This is a genomic window from Marinactinospora thermotolerans DSM 45154 (assembly GCF_900167435.1).
GTDB lineage: Bacteria > Actinomycetota > Actinomycetes > Streptosporangiales > Streptosporangiaceae > Marinactinospora > Marinactinospora thermotolerans.
In genome coordinates this window covers 71,906-89,037 of sequence record NZ_FUWS01000014.1, presented here as the reverse complement: position 1 = coordinate 89,037, position 17,132 = coordinate 71,906, and the positions used below count along the sequence as shown (strand labels likewise).

Genomic DNA, 17,132 nt, shown 5'->3' with positions numbered 1-17,132 from the left:
CGTACCCGCCTCCGTGTCGATGCCCGGCCGCGTGCTCATGACGGCCGAAGCTGCTCGCGCAGCGCGTCGAGGCCGTAGCGGGCGGCGACGTCGACACCCTCGCCGTAGTGGTGTTCTTCGAGCAGCGGCAGGATCTTCGTCCGCCAGGTCCGTTCGAGCCCGCCGTCACGGTACACGCCGGGCTTCATCAGATACGAGGGGCCGATGGCGAAGTCGGCGTCGTCGATGCGCGTGTTGAGGGCGTCGAGAAGACGGGCGGGTTCGGGGTCCCTGCCCTCCCGTTCCAGCCAGCGCCGGAGCAGCCCGGCGGTCGGCTCGGTACGCGGGGACAGCTCCACGAAGGCGAACCGGCGTCGCATCGCCGCGTCCACCAGTGCGATCGAGCGGTCGGCGGTGTTCATCGTGCCGATCACGAACAGGTTCGGCGGCAGCGCGAAGTCGTCTCCGGAGTAGGTGAGCCTGACGGACTTCGTACGGTACTCCAGGAGGAAGTACAGCTCACCGAAGACCTTCGCCAGGTTGGCGCGGTTGATCTCGTCGATGATCAGGAAGTGGGGGATGTGCCGGTTGCCTTCGCGGGAGGCGAGGTCGGCGAGCTCCCGCAGCGGGCCCGCCGTCAGCCGGAACGCCGCCTCCCGCGTCTCGGGGTCCTCCACGGGCCGGAACCCCTCGAAGAAGTCCTCGTAGGCGTACGAGGGGTGGAACTGCACGATCTTGACCTGTTCGGGGCCACCGCCGAAGTACTCGGCCAGCCTCATCGCCACGTAGGTCTTCCCGGTGCCCGGCGGACCGTAGAAGACCAGCTGCCTCTCGTCCAAGAGGAGTTCGCGTATCTCGTCCAGCCAGGCGCGGTCGTGGACGAGGAGATCGGCGGCGAGGGCCTCGGTGACGTCGGGCAGCGACAGTTCGCGCTGCGCGGGCCGCTCCGCGGAGGGGAACGCGTCCGTGTCGCCGGACGCCGCCGGATCCGTGTGTCCGGTGGCTCCGGTGAGCTCGTCCAGCGTGTCCAGGACAGTGGTCAGGTCGACGACGTCATGCTGCACGGACAGCTTCTGCTGGATCTCCTCCGGCAGCTTCTCGTAGGCGTGGCTCTCCGGGAGCCAGGCGACGCTCCTGCGCAGGTTGGACAGGCCGCCCGGCGACGCGGTCTGCACGGCCTCCCCGGTGATCTCCCCGACGTGCAGCTGCCCGTCGCCGATGGTGGCCACCGTGTCGCCGATGCGCATCTGCGTCAGGAAGGCGTGCAGTTCGTCGACGAGGCCCCGTTTCTGGTTGTACGAGGCCGTCCCTTCGTATCCCTCCTCGACGAAGCGGCGTAGCGTGCTCTTCGTCGGATTGGTCTCCTCCAGAGGAGGGAGGTGTGCGCCTGAGAGCGAGACGATCCCCTCCCCCAGCCACAGCTGGCGCACCAGGTTGTGCCCGGAGACGTTGGAGCCGCGCACCAGCCAGGCCTTGCGCGGGGGACGCCAGCTCGTGGACAGGTAGTCGGCGAGCGGATGACCTTCGTCGGTGCGCCAGAACTCCGGGCCGGAGGCGTTGTAGCCGTACACCAGCGTGGCGGCGGCGGAGGAGGAGCTGCACACGATGTCGCGAGCCGCCACCCAACGCGGTGGCGCCTCCGGTCGCTCCGGATCCGCGGGCATGTCGGCCAGTGCTCCGCTCGCGCGCAGCTCCGCGCGGAACCGGCGTCCGTGGTCGCGGAGCCCCGGCCATGCCTCGGCGGCCACCTCTGACCCCTTTTCCAGGAGGAACCTGTGCGTGCCGTTGCCGTTGGTCTCGGAGAGCAGGTGTCCGCGCGCCTCGCCTCCTTTGGGGAGCTCGATGCGGAAGTCGGGGGAGCCGGCGAGGCGTCCGGGATGCGACATGGGCGATCACCTTCCGGGGGCGGGTTCTGCGCGGGCGGCGAAGAGTTTACGTGTTGACACTGTCAATCGACATGGGTGTAGGCGGGCGTATTGCGGCCTGGGGGAGGAGCTCGGCGGGGAGCCGAAGCCCGGAGCCGTGGCCGGGGGCACGGTGGTACAGGGCCGGGCCGGCCGTCCGCCGCCGCGGACGGGGAGGCGGCGGAGGCACGTCTCACCTGGTGTGCGGGTGAGGGACGGGACGGTGTCACGGCAGACCGCGCCGGACGTCCAGTCCGTCATGCCGAACCGGTGGAGAAGTGAACCGACGTGGTCCTCACCAGGGGACGGTGGAGGTGGGGCCTCCGCTCTCGGGACTTCCACGGTGCTCCGCCCACCGGCCGCGCGTCTCCTCGCCGCATGGGTTCCGTGGCCGGAGAAGCCTCCCCGGGCGCCTGCCACCGAGAGTCCGCGCCGCGTGAGGGCCCGCCGAGGGCGGGCCGCCGCGCGTCGGCGGTGCGTCGTGGCGGAGGCCGGACGGCACCGCGTTCTCGGAGACCACCCCGGCCGGATACGGGCGGCCGTCGAACGTGTGCCGGCCCTCCCCGGGCACCACTACGTCACGGTCCGTGGCCGAGGCCGCTACTTCGCCAGGTGTCCCGGAGAAGCCGGCATCGGGGTCCGGATCCCGGCCCCTCTGCCGTAGCGGGCCTCCGATCACCGTCCGGACCCCGTTCCGGTCGCGCGAGGACAGCGAGTGGAGGACCGTCTCCGGCTTACGCTCCTGCGAACGGCGCGGCGTGCATAGGGCATCGTAGGCGCCGGCCCTGTCTCCGCAGGGCCACACCAGGGCCTGCGGGGCACCGCCGGGCACGGGACCGTGGGGGAACGGGCCGTCCGGACCGCCATACCGCGGGCAGGGGCCCCAGGCGGTCTCCCGGTGGTATCGGATGGCGCCCGGTCCGCCTCCGTGGTTCCGCCGCCGGTTCTTGGGCTCCGGGTACGCCTCGATGACGGGGAGGTCATGAGCACGGAACGCGGCGATCCGAGCAGCCGGTATCTCACGGGACACGCCTCACCCCTCCTGCCGGGCCGGGTGGCGGGGCCCCTGGCCGGGAGGCGGGATGAGAAGGGAGCGGTAGGCGCCGGACCCGCCCTCGGCGAGTGGGGTCTTCAGGGACAGGCCGGCGGCGGCCATGCGGTCGTACTCGGCGAGGACCAGCCGCCTGGTGCGGTACTCGCCGAACCTGGCGATCTCGTTGTTCTTCAGGCCGCCCGACTCCGATTGGAAGGACTCCAGGATGTGCTCGGTGTCCTCATGGGAGATCCCGTAGAGGTGGAAGAAGTACGCGTCGAGCTCGGCGCGGAGCCGGGCGCGGCGGTCCTCGTCCCACCGGAACGGCTCCCCCTCGTCGCCGAGGTCGCGGGCGAGCGGTGTCATGTCGTAGGCGGTGTAGACGAGTTCCAGGACACGGGGGAGGAGGAAAGGAAGGTGGGGTTCGAGAGAGGTGGGGGTGGGGACGGGGAGCTGCTTCCAGATGAAGAGCTTCATATGGGCGTCGCTGATCTTCTGGCGGCTCACGAAGTCGAAGACCAGGGAGGACTGGGCGGCGACCAGGGCAGCGACCAGTGGAGGGGCGACCTGGGGCAGCATCAGGGGGTAAGTGTGACCGACAGCCGTACGTGGGAGGAAGGCCGGGATGGCGGTGCGTTCATCTGTCGTACGACATACGTCTCGCCAGCCCAACAGCCAGTCGCGTGTCCAGTGCAGTTCGGCGAGACGCTCACCGACGCCACGCTCCTTGACCTCCCTGCCACGGCGGACCGTGGGAATGGGCCCGTCCTCCAGGATCCAGTACCGGGGAACGGCACAGGCCGCAGGATCAGCCTTCTCCAGGGCACCGATGCGGCGCCGGTCCTCGTTGCCCGTCCCGGTGTAGGAGTTCCAGCGGTGGTCGAAGAGATGGGCCATCTTGCCCTCGTACAGCGGCAGCAGCCGCTCCTTACCGCGCTCGAAGACGTTGCCCCGGAGCTCCCACCCCTCGGCCTCGAGCCGCTCACGGCTGCGGAAGAGGTCGGAGTCGTCGGTCATATGGAAGAAGGTCGCTTTAAAGGTCACCTGCCAGGGATTTCCATTGGATCGTCTCTCTTCGTATAGCACAGGTACCCTTCGGTACACGCCGGCCGTGATGTCCGCGTCGCGCTGTGTGCGGAACACCGGAAGAGTGCCCGTGTTCGGGTTGATCCGGGCCAGATCCTCCGGGTCCAGTGTGAAGACACGGCCCGGGTCCTCCAGGTCCGCGACGTCGGACAGGAAGAAGCCGATCCGGCTGGCCTCCGCCTGCGTGCCCCGGCCGGTGAGCGAGAGCAGGCAGAACTTGTAACTGGAGTGCACGTTCTCGAACCACTTGCCGCCCTTGGGAAGCAGGGCCGACCTCGGCCGGCGGTTCTCGAAGTCGTACAGCGACGCCAGGGCCCCCCGCCGGGTGAAGTCGGCGAACAGGTGCTGGGCGCCCGCGCCCGTCGCGATCGCCGTGGGCAGGATCAGTCCGAACCGTCCCCCGGGCGCGACCAGGTTCGCCATCCGCTCGGCGAAGAGCTGGTCCGTCTGGATCATGGTGACGCCCTTGACCGTCAGCCCTTCCGCGCACAGCGGGAACACCCCCGAGTCCCCCGCGAAGTGGAACGTCCCCTTCACCGTACGCCGCGCCTCCCGGTAGCGTTTCCCGCCCTCCGGGTTCTCCCGCTCCCACTCGGCGATGCGGGTGCGGCGGGCGGTGCCCGCGATCTCCGCGATCTCGGGGGCGACCACGCTGAAGTACTTCTTGTCCTCGAAGTCGACCTTGTCCCACGGCGGGTTGCCCACCACGCACGAGAATCCGCCGGTCCACCCCGTCGCCGGGTCGACCTCGCCCCGGCCCGCCGAGGGGTCGTCCTCCTCCGGGACCGTGAAGACCTCGGGGAACTCCAGGTGCCAGTGGAAGAAGGCGTACTGGTCGCGCAGGCGCGCGATCTCGTCGTGCGTCGACCGCGGTGCCGCGTCGCTCCCTGGTTCCCTGAGCTCCCGGAACACCTTGTGCGTGATGGCCGGGGGCGCGTCCTCGCGCTTGACCCAGACGAACGCCGCGCACCACGCGTCCGCCAGGTGCAGGGCGTGCAGGTACTCGGCCGAGGTCGACCAGTCGCGGTAGGCGGCCTTCTTGCGGCGGACGTCGGTGAGGCTGTCGGCCGGGGACGCGGTGATCCGCCGCAGCCCGCGCGCGAAGGAGACGTTGGCGACCCTCGTCTCCGTCCCGATCTCGAACAGGCCATCCTGGCCTGCGCGTTCGAGCGCGTTGCGGGTGAGCAGCGACCGTGCCCAGGCCGCGTCGTCGCCCTCGGCCGCCTTGAACGCCTTGTCCGGGATGCCCTGCCGCATCAGGGCGGGGGTCGCTCCGATCAGGCCGTTGCCGTGCTTGATGTGGGAGTCGAGGAACCCCAGGGGACGGCCGGGCTCCATGGCCTCCAGCCACAGGGACACCTTGGCGAGTTCGACGGCCATGGGGTTGAGGTCCACGCCGTACACGCAGCGCGCGACGACCTCGCGGAGGGCATGACGTACGGCCTCGGCCGTGGGCTCGGGGTTGCGCTCCCGGACGGCGGCCACGCGCTTGGCGATGCGGCGGGCCGCCGCCACGAGGAAGTGGCCCGAGCCGCACGCGGGGTCGCAGACCGTGAGGGAGAGGAGCTCCTCGACGATCGCGTCGGCGGGGTCGGGGCGGCCCTCGGCGCTCGCGCGCCGTTCCCCGCGCTTGACGGCGTCGTCCATCACCGGGTCCAGCGTCGAGTCCAGGAGGGTCTCGGTGAGCGCGGACGGCGTGTAGTAGCTGCCGGTCTTCTTGCGGTCGTTGCCGATGCGGTCGACCAGCTCGAAGGTGCGGTCGGCGGCGCTGTGCTTGGGCACCAGTTCCAGCAGCGCCTCGTACACCGAGCCGAGTTCCTCCGCGCCCATGTGCAGGTAGTCGACCGGACGCCAGCGGGCCGAACCCGCGTCGCGCACGCGGGCCAGGTGCTTGACGGCCTCGAACAGGTGGCGGTTGGACAACCGGGCGTCGCGCAGAGGCTCGTCGGCGGAGGTGTGGTCGAAGAGGCCGCCGAGCCCCTTCAGTCCCAGCTCGGGACGCCCTTCCTCGCGGCCCAGCGCCTCGATCAGCAGTTCCAGGGCGCGGTACCGGTCGTCGTGGGCGGTGCCCAGACGGCGCAGGGCATGGCGGCGCAGGCGGGCGGTCGAGAAGTAGCGGGTGAAACGCTCGCGGGTCCGCTCGTCCGCCCCGGGATCCAGCAGGGCGCCGCGGTCCTCGGCCACGAAGAGGAAGATCATGCGGTAGACGAGCCGGAGCAGCGCCGTCTGGAAGGCGTGGACGTCCAGGCGCTCGCGGAGCCTGCTGTTGTGCGGGTGGCTCAGGAAACCGGTGCCGAGGACGGTGAGGGCCTTCTGGACGCCGTCGCGGAAGTGGTCGAGAGCCCGGCTGCCGGACTCGATGGAGACCGTCCGCCACTTCTCCAGCCAGCACCCCGAGGGGGCCGTGCCCTCCGCCACCGTGAACCGGGAGGCGTGCAGGACGCGGTAGAGCAGCACGAACTCGCTGAACAGCTCGCCGTCGAAGATCGCCTCCAGGTCGAACTCGACGTAGGCGGCGGTGGCGAAGGACGAGGAGTCGCGCAGCAGGCGCAGCCGGCGGCCGTTGGCGAGGACGGCCCACAGGTGGGCCTCGACGCGGTTGAGGCAGTCCTGGAGCATGGACTGGGCGGGGAGCCGGCCGGGGGCCGGGCGCCTGTCGAGGTCCTGGTTCCAGGGGATGAGGTGGATGAGGGCCGGGCCGTGGCGGTGGGAGACGGGGAAACGCGTGTCCGGGTCGGAGTCGGTGGTGATGCCGTCCGGGCCGACCTCGGTGAGCGCGCCGAAGTCCAGCTTGCGGAAGAGCTGGGCGAGCCAGTCGGTGCCGGCGCGGCCGGTCGGATCGGCGGCCGGCGCGCCGGTGGTGGGGTCGGCGGGCAGGACGGCACGCAGGTCCCGCCAGAGCGGCTTGAGGTACTCCCAGGCGCGTTCGGCCTCGTCGTGCACGGGCACCGAGGCGGGCAGGCCGTAGTCGGCGGACGTGGCACCCGGCAGGTCCCGCGCCTCGGCGATGCGCAGCAGCATGTCGGCGGGGAGCAGGCCGCCGACCGTGGTGACGGCGGTGAAGGCCAGGGCGGTGCGGGGGGTGGCGGACATCAGGCTTCGGCTCCGGACACGGTAGAGGCGGATGCGGCGGGGGAGGCGGGCTGCCGCGGCAGGTAGACGTACACGCCGAGAACGTCGGCGGGCTCCTGCGGGACGACCTTCAGGCCGCGGACGATCTCCTCGTTGGCCTTGCGGACCCGGCGGTGCGAGGCGTCCAGTTCGGCGGCCAGGCGGATGCCGTACTCGGTCAGGTGCGCGGACAGGTCCGGCAGACCGTTCAGGGTGCGGGTGATGTGGTTGCGGGCGAGCTGTTCGTGGGTGTTGGCGGTGGCGCGGGCCGTGAGGAGGGCGGTGGCCGCCTCGTCGTCCAGCCAGCGGGCCCGTGCCGGCATCCCCTCGAAGGCGAGCAGGCGGGCGTCCTCGGCGACCAACTGCCGTTCACCGGTGCGGGACGGCAGGGTGAGGTGGAAGCGGTAGCGGACCAGGAGGAGCGTGGTGCGGGTGGCGACCGCGTCCGTGGTCACCACACCGCAGCGGCGGGCCGGGCGGGGACCGAGGGCGTTCACGTCCAGCGCCGAGTCCAGGACGTACGAGGCGATGGCCCCGATCACGGGATCGGTACGGACCAGGGCGGCCTCGCCACGGGCGATCGCCGGAGTGGCGCGGAACGGGATCTCGCGGTCCTCCTCGACGATGCGGCCGCCGAGGGCCTCGGCCAGCGCGTCGCGCAGGCCCGCGGGAGCGCCGCCGACCTGGGCGGTGAAATCGCCGGTGCCGTCGCGTGGATCGCGGACCAGGGCGTCCAGGTCGCGCAGCGCCTCCAGGGCGAAGTCACGGACCTCATCGGTGCCGCCGAGGGCGGCCCGCACGGCGGCGACCTCGCGGGCGACCTCCTCCGGGTGGATGGCGCGCTGGGCGTATTTGGAGCGGGAGGTCTTCTCCCGCTCGGCGGCCAAGCTCCACTCGCGTTCGATCCGGTCGAGGGACTCCTGGTGGTCGCCGAGGTCGAACAGGGCCTCCTGGCTGCCCTGCCGGCCGTACAGCAGCAGCCACTCCACGATCGCGTCGGTGACGCCGGAGGCGGTCTCGTCGGGGACGGAGACGGAGATGCCCAGGTCCTTCTTGATCTGGCGGTGCTTCTCGAACAGCACGTCCAGGACCTTGCCGTCGATGCCGTTGTCCTCCCCGTACATGGTGATGACGCGGACCCGGTCGCGCTTTTGGCCGTAGCGGTCGACGCGGCCCTCGCGCTGGTCGTGGCGGGTCGGATTCCAGGCCAGGTCGTAGTGGACGACGGCGTCGAAGTGGTGCTGGAGGTTGACGCCCTCGGAGAGGCAGTCGGTGGCGACCAGCACGCGGCGGACGGCCGGATCACCGGCCCCCTCGGCGGCGAGCTGCTCGATGCGCTCCAGACGTTGCTGGGGGGAGAGGGTGCCGGTCACGGCGGCGATCCTCGTCCTCTTGCCGAGCCTGCCCTCAAGCTGTTCGGCGAGGTATTCGGCGGTGGGGATGTACCGGCAGAAGACGATCGGATGGTAGCCGTCGGCGGTCAGCTCCTTCAGGTGGCGGATCAGCGCCTTCAGCTTCGCGTCCTCGGCCGGACCGGCGAGCTGTTCGGCCCGCTCGGCGAGCTCGTGCAGCCAGGTGCCGGCGTTCTCCGCCTCGGCGGCGCCCGGCGCGACATCCCGGCCTTCCAGACGGTCGTCGTCCGCGGAGTCGGCGGCCACCGGGGCGCCGAGAAGATCCGCCTCGTGCGCGGTGCGGGCGGCGGCGGACTCCGACCGGGTCCGCAGGGTCTGTGCGGCGGCCGCCGGCGACGACACCATCGAGCGCAGCAGCGCGATCACCGACCACCAGGCGATACGGGCCTCCCGCCCGCCCTGCTCGCCGGCCGCCTCGACGCGGTCCCTGGCGTAGGCGATGGCGTCGTCGAGCAGCGCCCGGTAGGCGGGGGTGAGCCGGTACGGCTCGTCCTTCGTCCAGCGATCGGAGGGGAAGGCGGTCCGTTCGGCCAGGGAGTCGTCGGCGAGACCGTCCTCCTTGGTGAGGTAGTCGCGGACGTCGGCACGCTTGCGGGCCACGAAGTGCTCGGCGAGCCTCGCCCGTCCCGCCGGGGTGTCCAGGTCCAGGGACGCCAGTTCGGGACGCACCAGGCCGAGCAGGTTGCGGAACGCGGACTCCTTGCCCGAGTGCGGGGTCGCGGTCAGCAGCAGCAGATGGCGGTCGGCGTCGGCGGAGATCTTCCGCAGCAGCTCGTAACGGAGCTGGTTCGAGGAGGACACGGAGCCCTGTGTGTCGTCGGCGGCGACACAGGTGTGGGCCTCGTCGACGATCACCAGATCCGGGCAGTGACGTACGAAGTCCTCGCGGTGGCGGGCCGACTTGATGAAGTCCGTCGAGATGATCGTGAACGGATGCCGGTCGAACAGGGACTGGCCCATCTCCAGGGCGCGCTCCAGACGCGGCACCGTGGAGGCCAGGACCAGCTCGGCGTCGATGCCGAACTTCTCCCGCAGCTCGCTCTGCCACTGTTCGGCCAACGCCGGGGAGCACAGCACGGCCAGCCGGGACGCCTCGCCCTGTGCGAGCAGCTCCTTGGCGATCAACCCGGCTTCGATCGTCTTGCCGATGCCGACATCGTCTGAGATCAGCAGCCGCACGGTACGCTGCCGCAGGGCCATCAGCAGGGGGACCAGCTGGTAGGCGCGGGGCTCCACGGCGATGGACGCCAGCGAGCGGAACGGTCCCGCACCCGACCGGAACCCGATGCGCAGCGCCGTGCGCAGCAGGCCGGCGGCGCGCTGGTCGCCGAGGTCGTCCGGGCTCGGCGCCGTGAACTCGGCGGGACGCACCTCCTCGAACGCGGGGAAGACGGCGGCGATGTCGTCCTCGCTCCCGCCCAGCGGGCGCAGCACCAGCATGTCGGGGGCGCTCTCGGGCAGCACCACCCATTCGCGGCCGCGGGCGGCGACCAGCGAGCCGGCCGTGTACGTGGGGCTCATGAGATGTCTCGGTTCCTCGGGGTCGGGGGGCGGGCGGTCAACGGGTGTGGAAGTAGGCGGCGTTGTGGTCGGCGATGCCCTCCCAGTCCGCGTCCGTCGGAAAGCGCAGGACGTCCCAGCCGGCGTCCTCCAGACGGTAACCGGCCTCGATGTCACGGGTGGAGTCGGCCGCGCGACCGGGGACGTCGACGAACACGGCGAGGTTGGCGCCGTCCAGGCGGAAGACGAGGTCGGGGCACGCCCCCGCCTCGGGGACGAGGGTGTTGACCTCGTCCGGCAGCCGGTAACCCTTCGCCTTGAGCCAGCCGAGCAGGTCGCCCCGTGAGACGAGGGCCGCCAGATCCGCCTCCAGCGGGGACGACGGCGCGGGCGCCGAAACGGTGCCGGACGCGGTGCCCGCGCCGTCGGCCGCCGGAGCGAGCCTGCGGAACCGTTCGCTGCGGGACTCGCCACGGTCCTCCCGCTCGGTACGGGCGCCGGCCAGCCGCATCAGCAGCGAGCGGGCGGCGTGCCGGCTCAGTCGGCGATGGTGCATCTGGTTGGCGTAGGTCAGCAGACAGGCGTAACAACCGCGGGCGCACTTCTCGCCCTCGGCCGGCCCGCCCAGGTCCTCGCCGGTCTCCGGGTCGAAGTGGCAGATCTCCAAGGCGGTCCGGGCGGCCTTGGCGAGGGCGTCCTTCTCGTGCTGGATCCGGCGCAGCACACCGGCGCCCCCCTCGGCGGCCTCCGTGAACAGCATACGGCGGCGCGGGCCGTCGTCCGGGGGCAGCAGCTCCGCGGTCAGCTCGGAGTCCTCCAACTCGAACGCCGCCTCGACGCCCCGCTCCAGTGCGTACAGGAACGACAGGGCGACCGGCTCGGGTTGCGGTTCGTCCAAGGTGACCACGAGGATGTTGCGGCGGTCCTCCACATAGGGCAGGACCCGCTTCTTGCGACGTTTCTCGTTGCCGTCCTCGTCGACCACCGGCATGCCGGTGCCTTCGATGGCGTCCGCGGCGGCCCGGTCGTTGAGCCAGCGCCCGTCGCCCAGGTCCAGCCAGTAGCCGTCCGGCTCGCCCGGCTTGTCGCGCACGCGCCCGAGGTTGGTGATGCGGACGGTCGCCGAGTCGCCGTAGTCCAGGTCGAGGACGGGGGCGCCGTCGGTGTCGGTGACATGCGAGGTGAGGCGTCCCTTGCGGGCACCGTGGTCCTGGAACGCGTACGAGGTCTCCAGCCGGAAACCGGCTCGGCGCCGCTCCTCCTCGTCGGAGGAGATCCGCTCGCGCGGCGTGGTGTACACGGTGTGCAGATGGAGCAGACCGGTGCGCTTGCCTGTCAGATCCTCCCCGCACATCGTGCACTTGTCGGAGCCGGGTTTGACGGCGTGGTGGTAGCCGCAGCCGTCGCAGCGCCTGGCCTCCGCCGTGGCAAGGTCACCCGAGGCGTCCGGCGGCAGCTGGACCCGGGTGACCTGGTAGCGGGCGCCCTCGTGGTAGATCAGGGCGCCGGGACCGAACTCGCGGATCGCGAGGAACCGGGGACGCTGCAGGTAGTCGCCGTCGGCGTTGCGACGGTTGCCGCTGCGCGGGATGTAGGCGGCCAGTGGAAGCCGTGGGAAGCTGTAACCGGGCAGGAACCCTTCGGAGGCCAGATAGCGGTAGGGGTTGAAGTCGCTCATCACCGACTTGCTGTCGGCGGAACGGTTCAGCAGCAGGTTCGTCTGTGCCTCGGCCTCGCGTCGGCGGGTGCGCGCCCGGCTCTGTTCACCGGGGGAGAGGGTGTGGTCGACGACGCGCTTGTTCTGTTCGTACTGGTCGATGACGGCCGCCCGGAACAGTTGACGCCACCGGTCGAAGGAGGCGTCGAACCTCTCCGGCGCCCGCTCGATCCGGTCCTCGATCCACTCGTCGTACCACCAGGTGGTGGCCTCGAAGTCCGCGAGCAGCGGGGCCAGGACGCTGTGGGCGGCGGCGGTGGCACGTCGACGGGCGTCCTCGTCCAGGGACAGGTCGCGGATGTGGGGGAGGAGCGGCAACGGCATCTGCGGATCGGGGCGGTCGCCGCCATCGGGGTCGTAGGCGACGTCGATGACGTCGGGGATCGCGGTACCGAGCTTCATACCGGTCTCCGCCAGCCAGATGCCCTGCAGGTGGGAACGGACCAGGTCCTCGTTGGCCAGGTCCAGACGCGGAGGAGCCACCTGCCCGGACACCATGTCCTGGGAGCGGCGGAAGTAGTACTGGTCGTGACTGTTGCCCGTCGCGCAGTACGTGGTCACCAGCGCGGGCTGGCCGGAACGGCCCGCGCGGCCGGAGCGCTGCGCGTAGTTCGCCGGGGTCGGCGGCACGTTGCGCATCAGCACGGCGTTGAGCGAGGAGATGTCCACCCCCAGCTCCATCGTCGGCGAGCAGTACAGCAGGGGCAGATCGGCGTCACGGAACCGCTTCTCACGTTCCAGCCGGTCCTCGGGGGTGACCTGTGCGGTGTGCTCCCGCGCGAACAGACCGGCCAGCTCGGTCGCCGTCGTGCGGTACAGACCACGGAAGAACGGATTGACGCGCGGGCCCTCTCCGCTGCTGTACGTGCGCGCCAGCGGGTCGACCGCGCCCCGTTCGCCCGTCCCGGCCCGCCAGATCAGGGCGGTGGCCGGCACCCGGTAACCAGTGCGTTTCTCCGCCGCACGGCGCCGGTAGGCCGGACCGGAGTGTTCGGGGGCCGCCTCCACCTCGCGCACCAGGTCCGCGTCCCGCAGCACCCTCAGCAGATCCTCGATGACCTGCTGGACGTCCTCCAGGGACAGATCGCGCAGTTCGGGCATGTTCCGCCGGAGATATCTGCCGAACTTGCCACGGGCCGACAGGAACAGTGCGGAACGCTCCATACCCGGTCGTGAGCCGTAGGGGTAAGCGGTTCCGACGGTCGGCCGGTCGCTCTCGCCCAGCACCCACGGCCCGCTGAGGAGCTCACTCGCTCGCTGCAGGGTGTCGAAGTCGTCACGGAAGTACTGCACGTCGATGGCGAGGGAGCGCCGCATGAAGTCGAGCAGCGTACGGGCGACCTCCTCGCGCAGCGCGGGGTCGGCGTCACGCAGCACGGCGTGGGCGGACTGCCAGCGCTCGGCCCGGGCGGCGAGCCAGTCCAGATCCTCGTAGTCGATCCGCAACAACCCTGTCTGTTCCAGGTTCGGCATCGTGATGCGCCAGCCGCGCTCCAGGTCGCGGTAGAGGCGGTAGCCGACGACGTCCCGGAAGGCCTTCGTGGCCCGGCGCTCCATGGAAGGAGTCAGATCCGTGCCCGCCGCGTACTCGCTCGGTGACAGTCCCATCACCCCGGTGACGGCCTCGGCGAGGACGTCGTGGCGCAGTCCCTCCTCACCGGCCTGCGCCGTCGCCTGGTAGAGGGCCCCGCGCAACTGCGTCACCTGGGCGAAGTCGTTGAAGTGACCGGCCTGCAGCGAAGCGTCCTGGCGGTTGTCCACGAAGGTGAGGAGTTTGCGCGCCTTCTTGTCCAGGCTCTCCTCCGGTACCGCCCGCAGGGATTTCACGATCGATGCGGATATCAACGAGGTGGCCGAGGAACGTCCCTCCTGGTCCAAGGTGGCCAGTTTGGCGAAGTCCCGGCCGCGGGTCTGTTCGTAGGAGACCTGGCAGTGCACGCAGAACAGGAACGGCGCCGGGATGAACGCGGCCACCGCCCCCTCGCCCGACTCGTTCCCATGGGCGTCCACGACGACACGCTTGGGCAACCGGGAGCGGTAGGACTTCTTGACGACCGTCACCCCCTGAGCGTCCGGTTCGAGCCAGGACTCCGGCAGCCGCCGGTCGTCCACGGCCTTCTGCGGATCGGCCGGCCACTCGTAGTCCTCTCCGGGCAGGCCCAGGTACAGGTACCCTTCGCCCTCGCGGCCTCCGGAGGCGGAGGTGTCCCGGCGCGGTTCGTACCGGAACGTGCCGCCCTCCTCGGAGCGCCAGACGGTCAGGTACTCCTGACCGCACTCGCGGCAGAACGCCAGCGGGAACAACGGTTTGCCGTCGCTGTCCGGCTGCTCCAGCTGATAGGTGCGGGTCAGCGGCCGGGTGAGCGGATCCTCGAGCGTCGTGTAGACGGTGTCCCCCTTGGAGAGGAACTGGTGCAGCCGGAACGCGAACAACGGCCGCTCCGTCACCGGATGCTTGGCCTGTGCCCCCGCCTCCAGAGTCGTCCGGATCGCCTCGCGCACGATCTCCTCGGCCACCCCCGACTGTGCGGCCAGTTCGGCCGCCGCCGCTTCGACGGTGTCCGGAGCGCAACGGCGAAGGCGTCCGGTCTCCTCCTCGCGCTCCAAGCCGAACCGGGACTCGACCCAACGGGCGAGCGGATCCTTCGTCAGCGCCTCGTAGGAACGGGGCGCCGCCGGTGCCTGGAGCCGTTCGGCGGACACGGTCGCGGGAGCCTCTTCGGTCGCCCGGACCAGGGTCTCGCCGATGACCCGTTTCGGCAGCACGGTCGTACCGAACAGGCGCCCGGCGAGCCTGGCCACCTCGCGTTGCTGTTCCTCCCAGGAACCCTCGGTGGACATGGTCGCCGAGGTGCCGATGCACTGCAGGGTCGCCGAGGCCCGGCAGGCCTCACGGACCCGGCGGATCAGGAACGCCACGTCCGCACCCTGCCGCCCCCGGTAGGTGTGCAGCTCGTCGAAGACGAGGAACTGCAGTCCTTCGGCCATGCGGATCAGGCTGGAACGGTCGTCCGGCCGGGTCAGCATCAACTCCAGCATCACGTAGTTGGTCAGCAGGATGTCCGGAGGGTTCTTGCGCAGCTCTCGGCGCTGCTCGTCGGATTCCTGGCCGGTGTAGCGGGCGAAGGTGACCGGCTCTCGGCCTGCTCCGAAGCCGTGGCGCAGATACTTCTTCAACTCCTCCATCTGCGAGTTGGCCAGCGCGTTCATCGGGTAGACGACGATCGCGCGGATCCGGCCTCCGGCGGCGGGCCCCGCTGTCTGACGCTCCTTCAGCACCCGGTCCACGATCGGGACGATGTACGACAGCGACTTGCCGGAACCGGTGCCCGTGGTGAGCACGTAGGAGTCGCCGGCCTGCGCGGCCTCGATCGCCTCCCGCTGGTGAAGGTGGAAGGTCAGCGGCCGGCCGTCCGGGCGGAGTGAGGTCTCCTTCTTGCCCGCCTGGAAGATCTCCGCGCACCTGGGATGCAGGATTCCGTCCCGTACCAGGTCGGTGACCTGGCCGCCGTCGGCGAAGAACGGGTTCAGCGACAGCCAGGGGTCGGGCCACTGTGACTTCGCCGCCAGGTCATCCTCGACGAAACCGGAGATCCGGGGGTCCCGGATCACCGTCGCGCTCTTGGTGAAGCTCTCGTACTCGTTGATCAGGTCGGCATGAATCCCGAAGACGTCCATCGCCTCCGGCAGGCGGGGCTTCCTGCGCGGTGCCGGTGCCGGCACGGCCGGAGCGGATTCGGGGAGCAGGGCGCGCAACCGTGCCACCGGATCCATCACCAGCCAGTGTGGAGCGAGCAGGGCGGCCCCTTCGTCCGCTGCGAGTGCGAGCGGGATCAGCGCCTCACGGACCAGGGCGGCGTTCTCGGGCCGCAGCTCGGCGTCCTTCTCAAGCAGGCGGTTCACCAGCCGGACCAGACCGGGCGGCAGATCCGGACGTACGAGGGTCAGCTGCGGTGGCTGTTTGTGCTGGTGCTGTTCGGAGAGTTCGTAGGGGGTCTTGGCGGAGAACGGCGGCCGTCCGATCAGGAGCTCGTACAGGATGCAGCCGAGCGCATAGAGGTCGGCCGGGGCGGAGACGTGTTCGGCGCGGAACTGCTCGGGCGCCATGTAGCGGGCCGTACCGACGCTGACGCCCGTGCTGGTCAGCCGTGTCTGGTCGGGGTCGTCGACGATCGAGCCCATGCCGAAGTCGAGGACTTTGAGGGTGCCGTCGTGGGTCAGCATCACATTGGCCGGTTTCAGATCGCGGTGGACGACCCCGGCGGTGTGCGCGGCGGTGAGACCGGCGGCGATCTGGGCCCCGATGGCGGCGGCCCACGAGACCGGGAGCTGGGGTTCCTCGTCGATGAGATCCGTGAGCGGATGACCGTCCAGCAGCTCCATGGCCAGATAGGGCAGGCCGGCGCCGCCGGGCGTCCGATCCACACCGCCGTCGATCAGCAAGGTGAGGTTCGGGTGCCCCTGGGAGAGCATGCGCATGATCCGCACCTCGCGACGGAAGCGGGCGACCTCCTTGCCGGACTCCGGGGCGTCGACCGTCACCCCGGTCCGGCTGCGCAGTACGGTCTTGATCGCGACCTGCCGATGCGGGGAGTCGGGGGCGGCCCGGAGGTCTTCGGCCCGGTGCACCTCGCCCATGTTCCCGCGGCCTACGATTCCTGTGATCCGGAACCGCCCGTCGACCGTCTTCAGGTCCACTCGCCCTCCCCGTTTCGCCCGCTGCGCGCAAGATGGGTGCGTCTCGCAGGGAGCGTACACCTTCGCCCTTCGACGAGGATGGCATCTTCCTGTTAACTCTGTCAACGCATCGTTAATATGTGAGGTGTGAATATCCGGCGGACGTGTCATGGAGAAAGGCGCAGACGGCGTGGCACACCGGAAACCGCCGAACCCGGCCTGGGGCGTTCCGCGGACTCTCCGGCGCTTCTCACCGTTGCGCCGTGGTCGTCCGCCGCACCGATCATGACGCGGCCGATAGCGGACCGCCCCCTTCCGGCACATCCCGGAAGGGGGCGCAGAGCCGGAACGGCCATCTGAGGTGGGGCCGTCCCCCGAGGGGCACGCATCGAGCGGTGCGAAGGCGACCGGGTCCTGGCATCGCCCACGGTGGGACCATGAACGCCGTGCACGTTGCGGCTTCCAGGCCGATGGCCCGGCCGCCGAGGGCCGGCCCGCGCGGATCCGCGTACCAATGGGCCTGATCGGCGCCGACCGGGCCCGTACCGCCGGGGACAAGGGGGTCCGTGGCCTTCTCCTCCATGATCCAGTCGCGCCCCCGCCGCCGAAGACGGGGAACCTCACGGGGAACCTCCTGGACTGCGCCCGGATCGCCGGTGCCGTCGTCATCGGCTTTCCGACGGCCAAGGAGCGGCCCGGGCTCGGTGAAGAAA

At 70.7% G+C, this 17,132-nt stretch carries 4 protein-coding genes; all 4 read right to left on the bottom strand.

The window, feature by feature from the left end:
- Nucleotides 1-35: 35 nt before the first annotated feature.
- The 4 genes from B5D66_RS22015 to B5D66_RS22000 all read right to left on the bottom strand — a co-directional run bounded on the left by B5D66_RS22015 (nucleotide 36) and on the right by B5D66_RS22000 (nucleotide 16,440).
- Nucleotides 36-1,865, bottom strand: coding sequence for an AAA family ATPase (locus B5D66_RS22015; RefSeq protein WP_078763713.1), 1,830 nt, complete (start codon nucleotides 1,863-1,865; stop codon nucleotides 36-38).
- A gap of 1,051 nt (nucleotides 1,866-2,916) precedes the next feature.
- On the bottom strand, nucleotides 2,917-7,095 hold the full coding sequence (locus B5D66_RS22010; RefSeq protein ID WP_078763712.1) for an Eco57I restriction-modification methylase domain-containing protein: 4,179 nt from the start codon (nucleotides 7,093-7,095) through the stop codon (nucleotides 2,917-2,919).
- The gene (locus B5D66_RS22005) at nucleotides 7,095-10,046 is read right to left on the bottom strand and encodes a DEAD/DEAH box helicase (protein ID WP_078763711.1); all 2,952 of its coding nucleotides are present in this window, start codon (nucleotides 10,044-10,046) and stop codon (nucleotides 7,095-7,097) included. Before B5D66_RS22005 ends, B5D66_RS22010 begins: the two co-directional genes overlap by 1 nt.
- Nucleotides 10,047-10,083: 37 nt before the next feature.
- Nucleotides 10,084-16,440, bottom strand: coding sequence for a protein kinase domain-containing protein (locus B5D66_RS22000; protein ID WP_078763710.1), 6,357 nt, complete (start codon nucleotides 16,438-16,440; stop codon nucleotides 10,084-10,086).
- Between the last annotated feature and the right edge of the window lie 692 nt (nucleotides 16,441-17,132).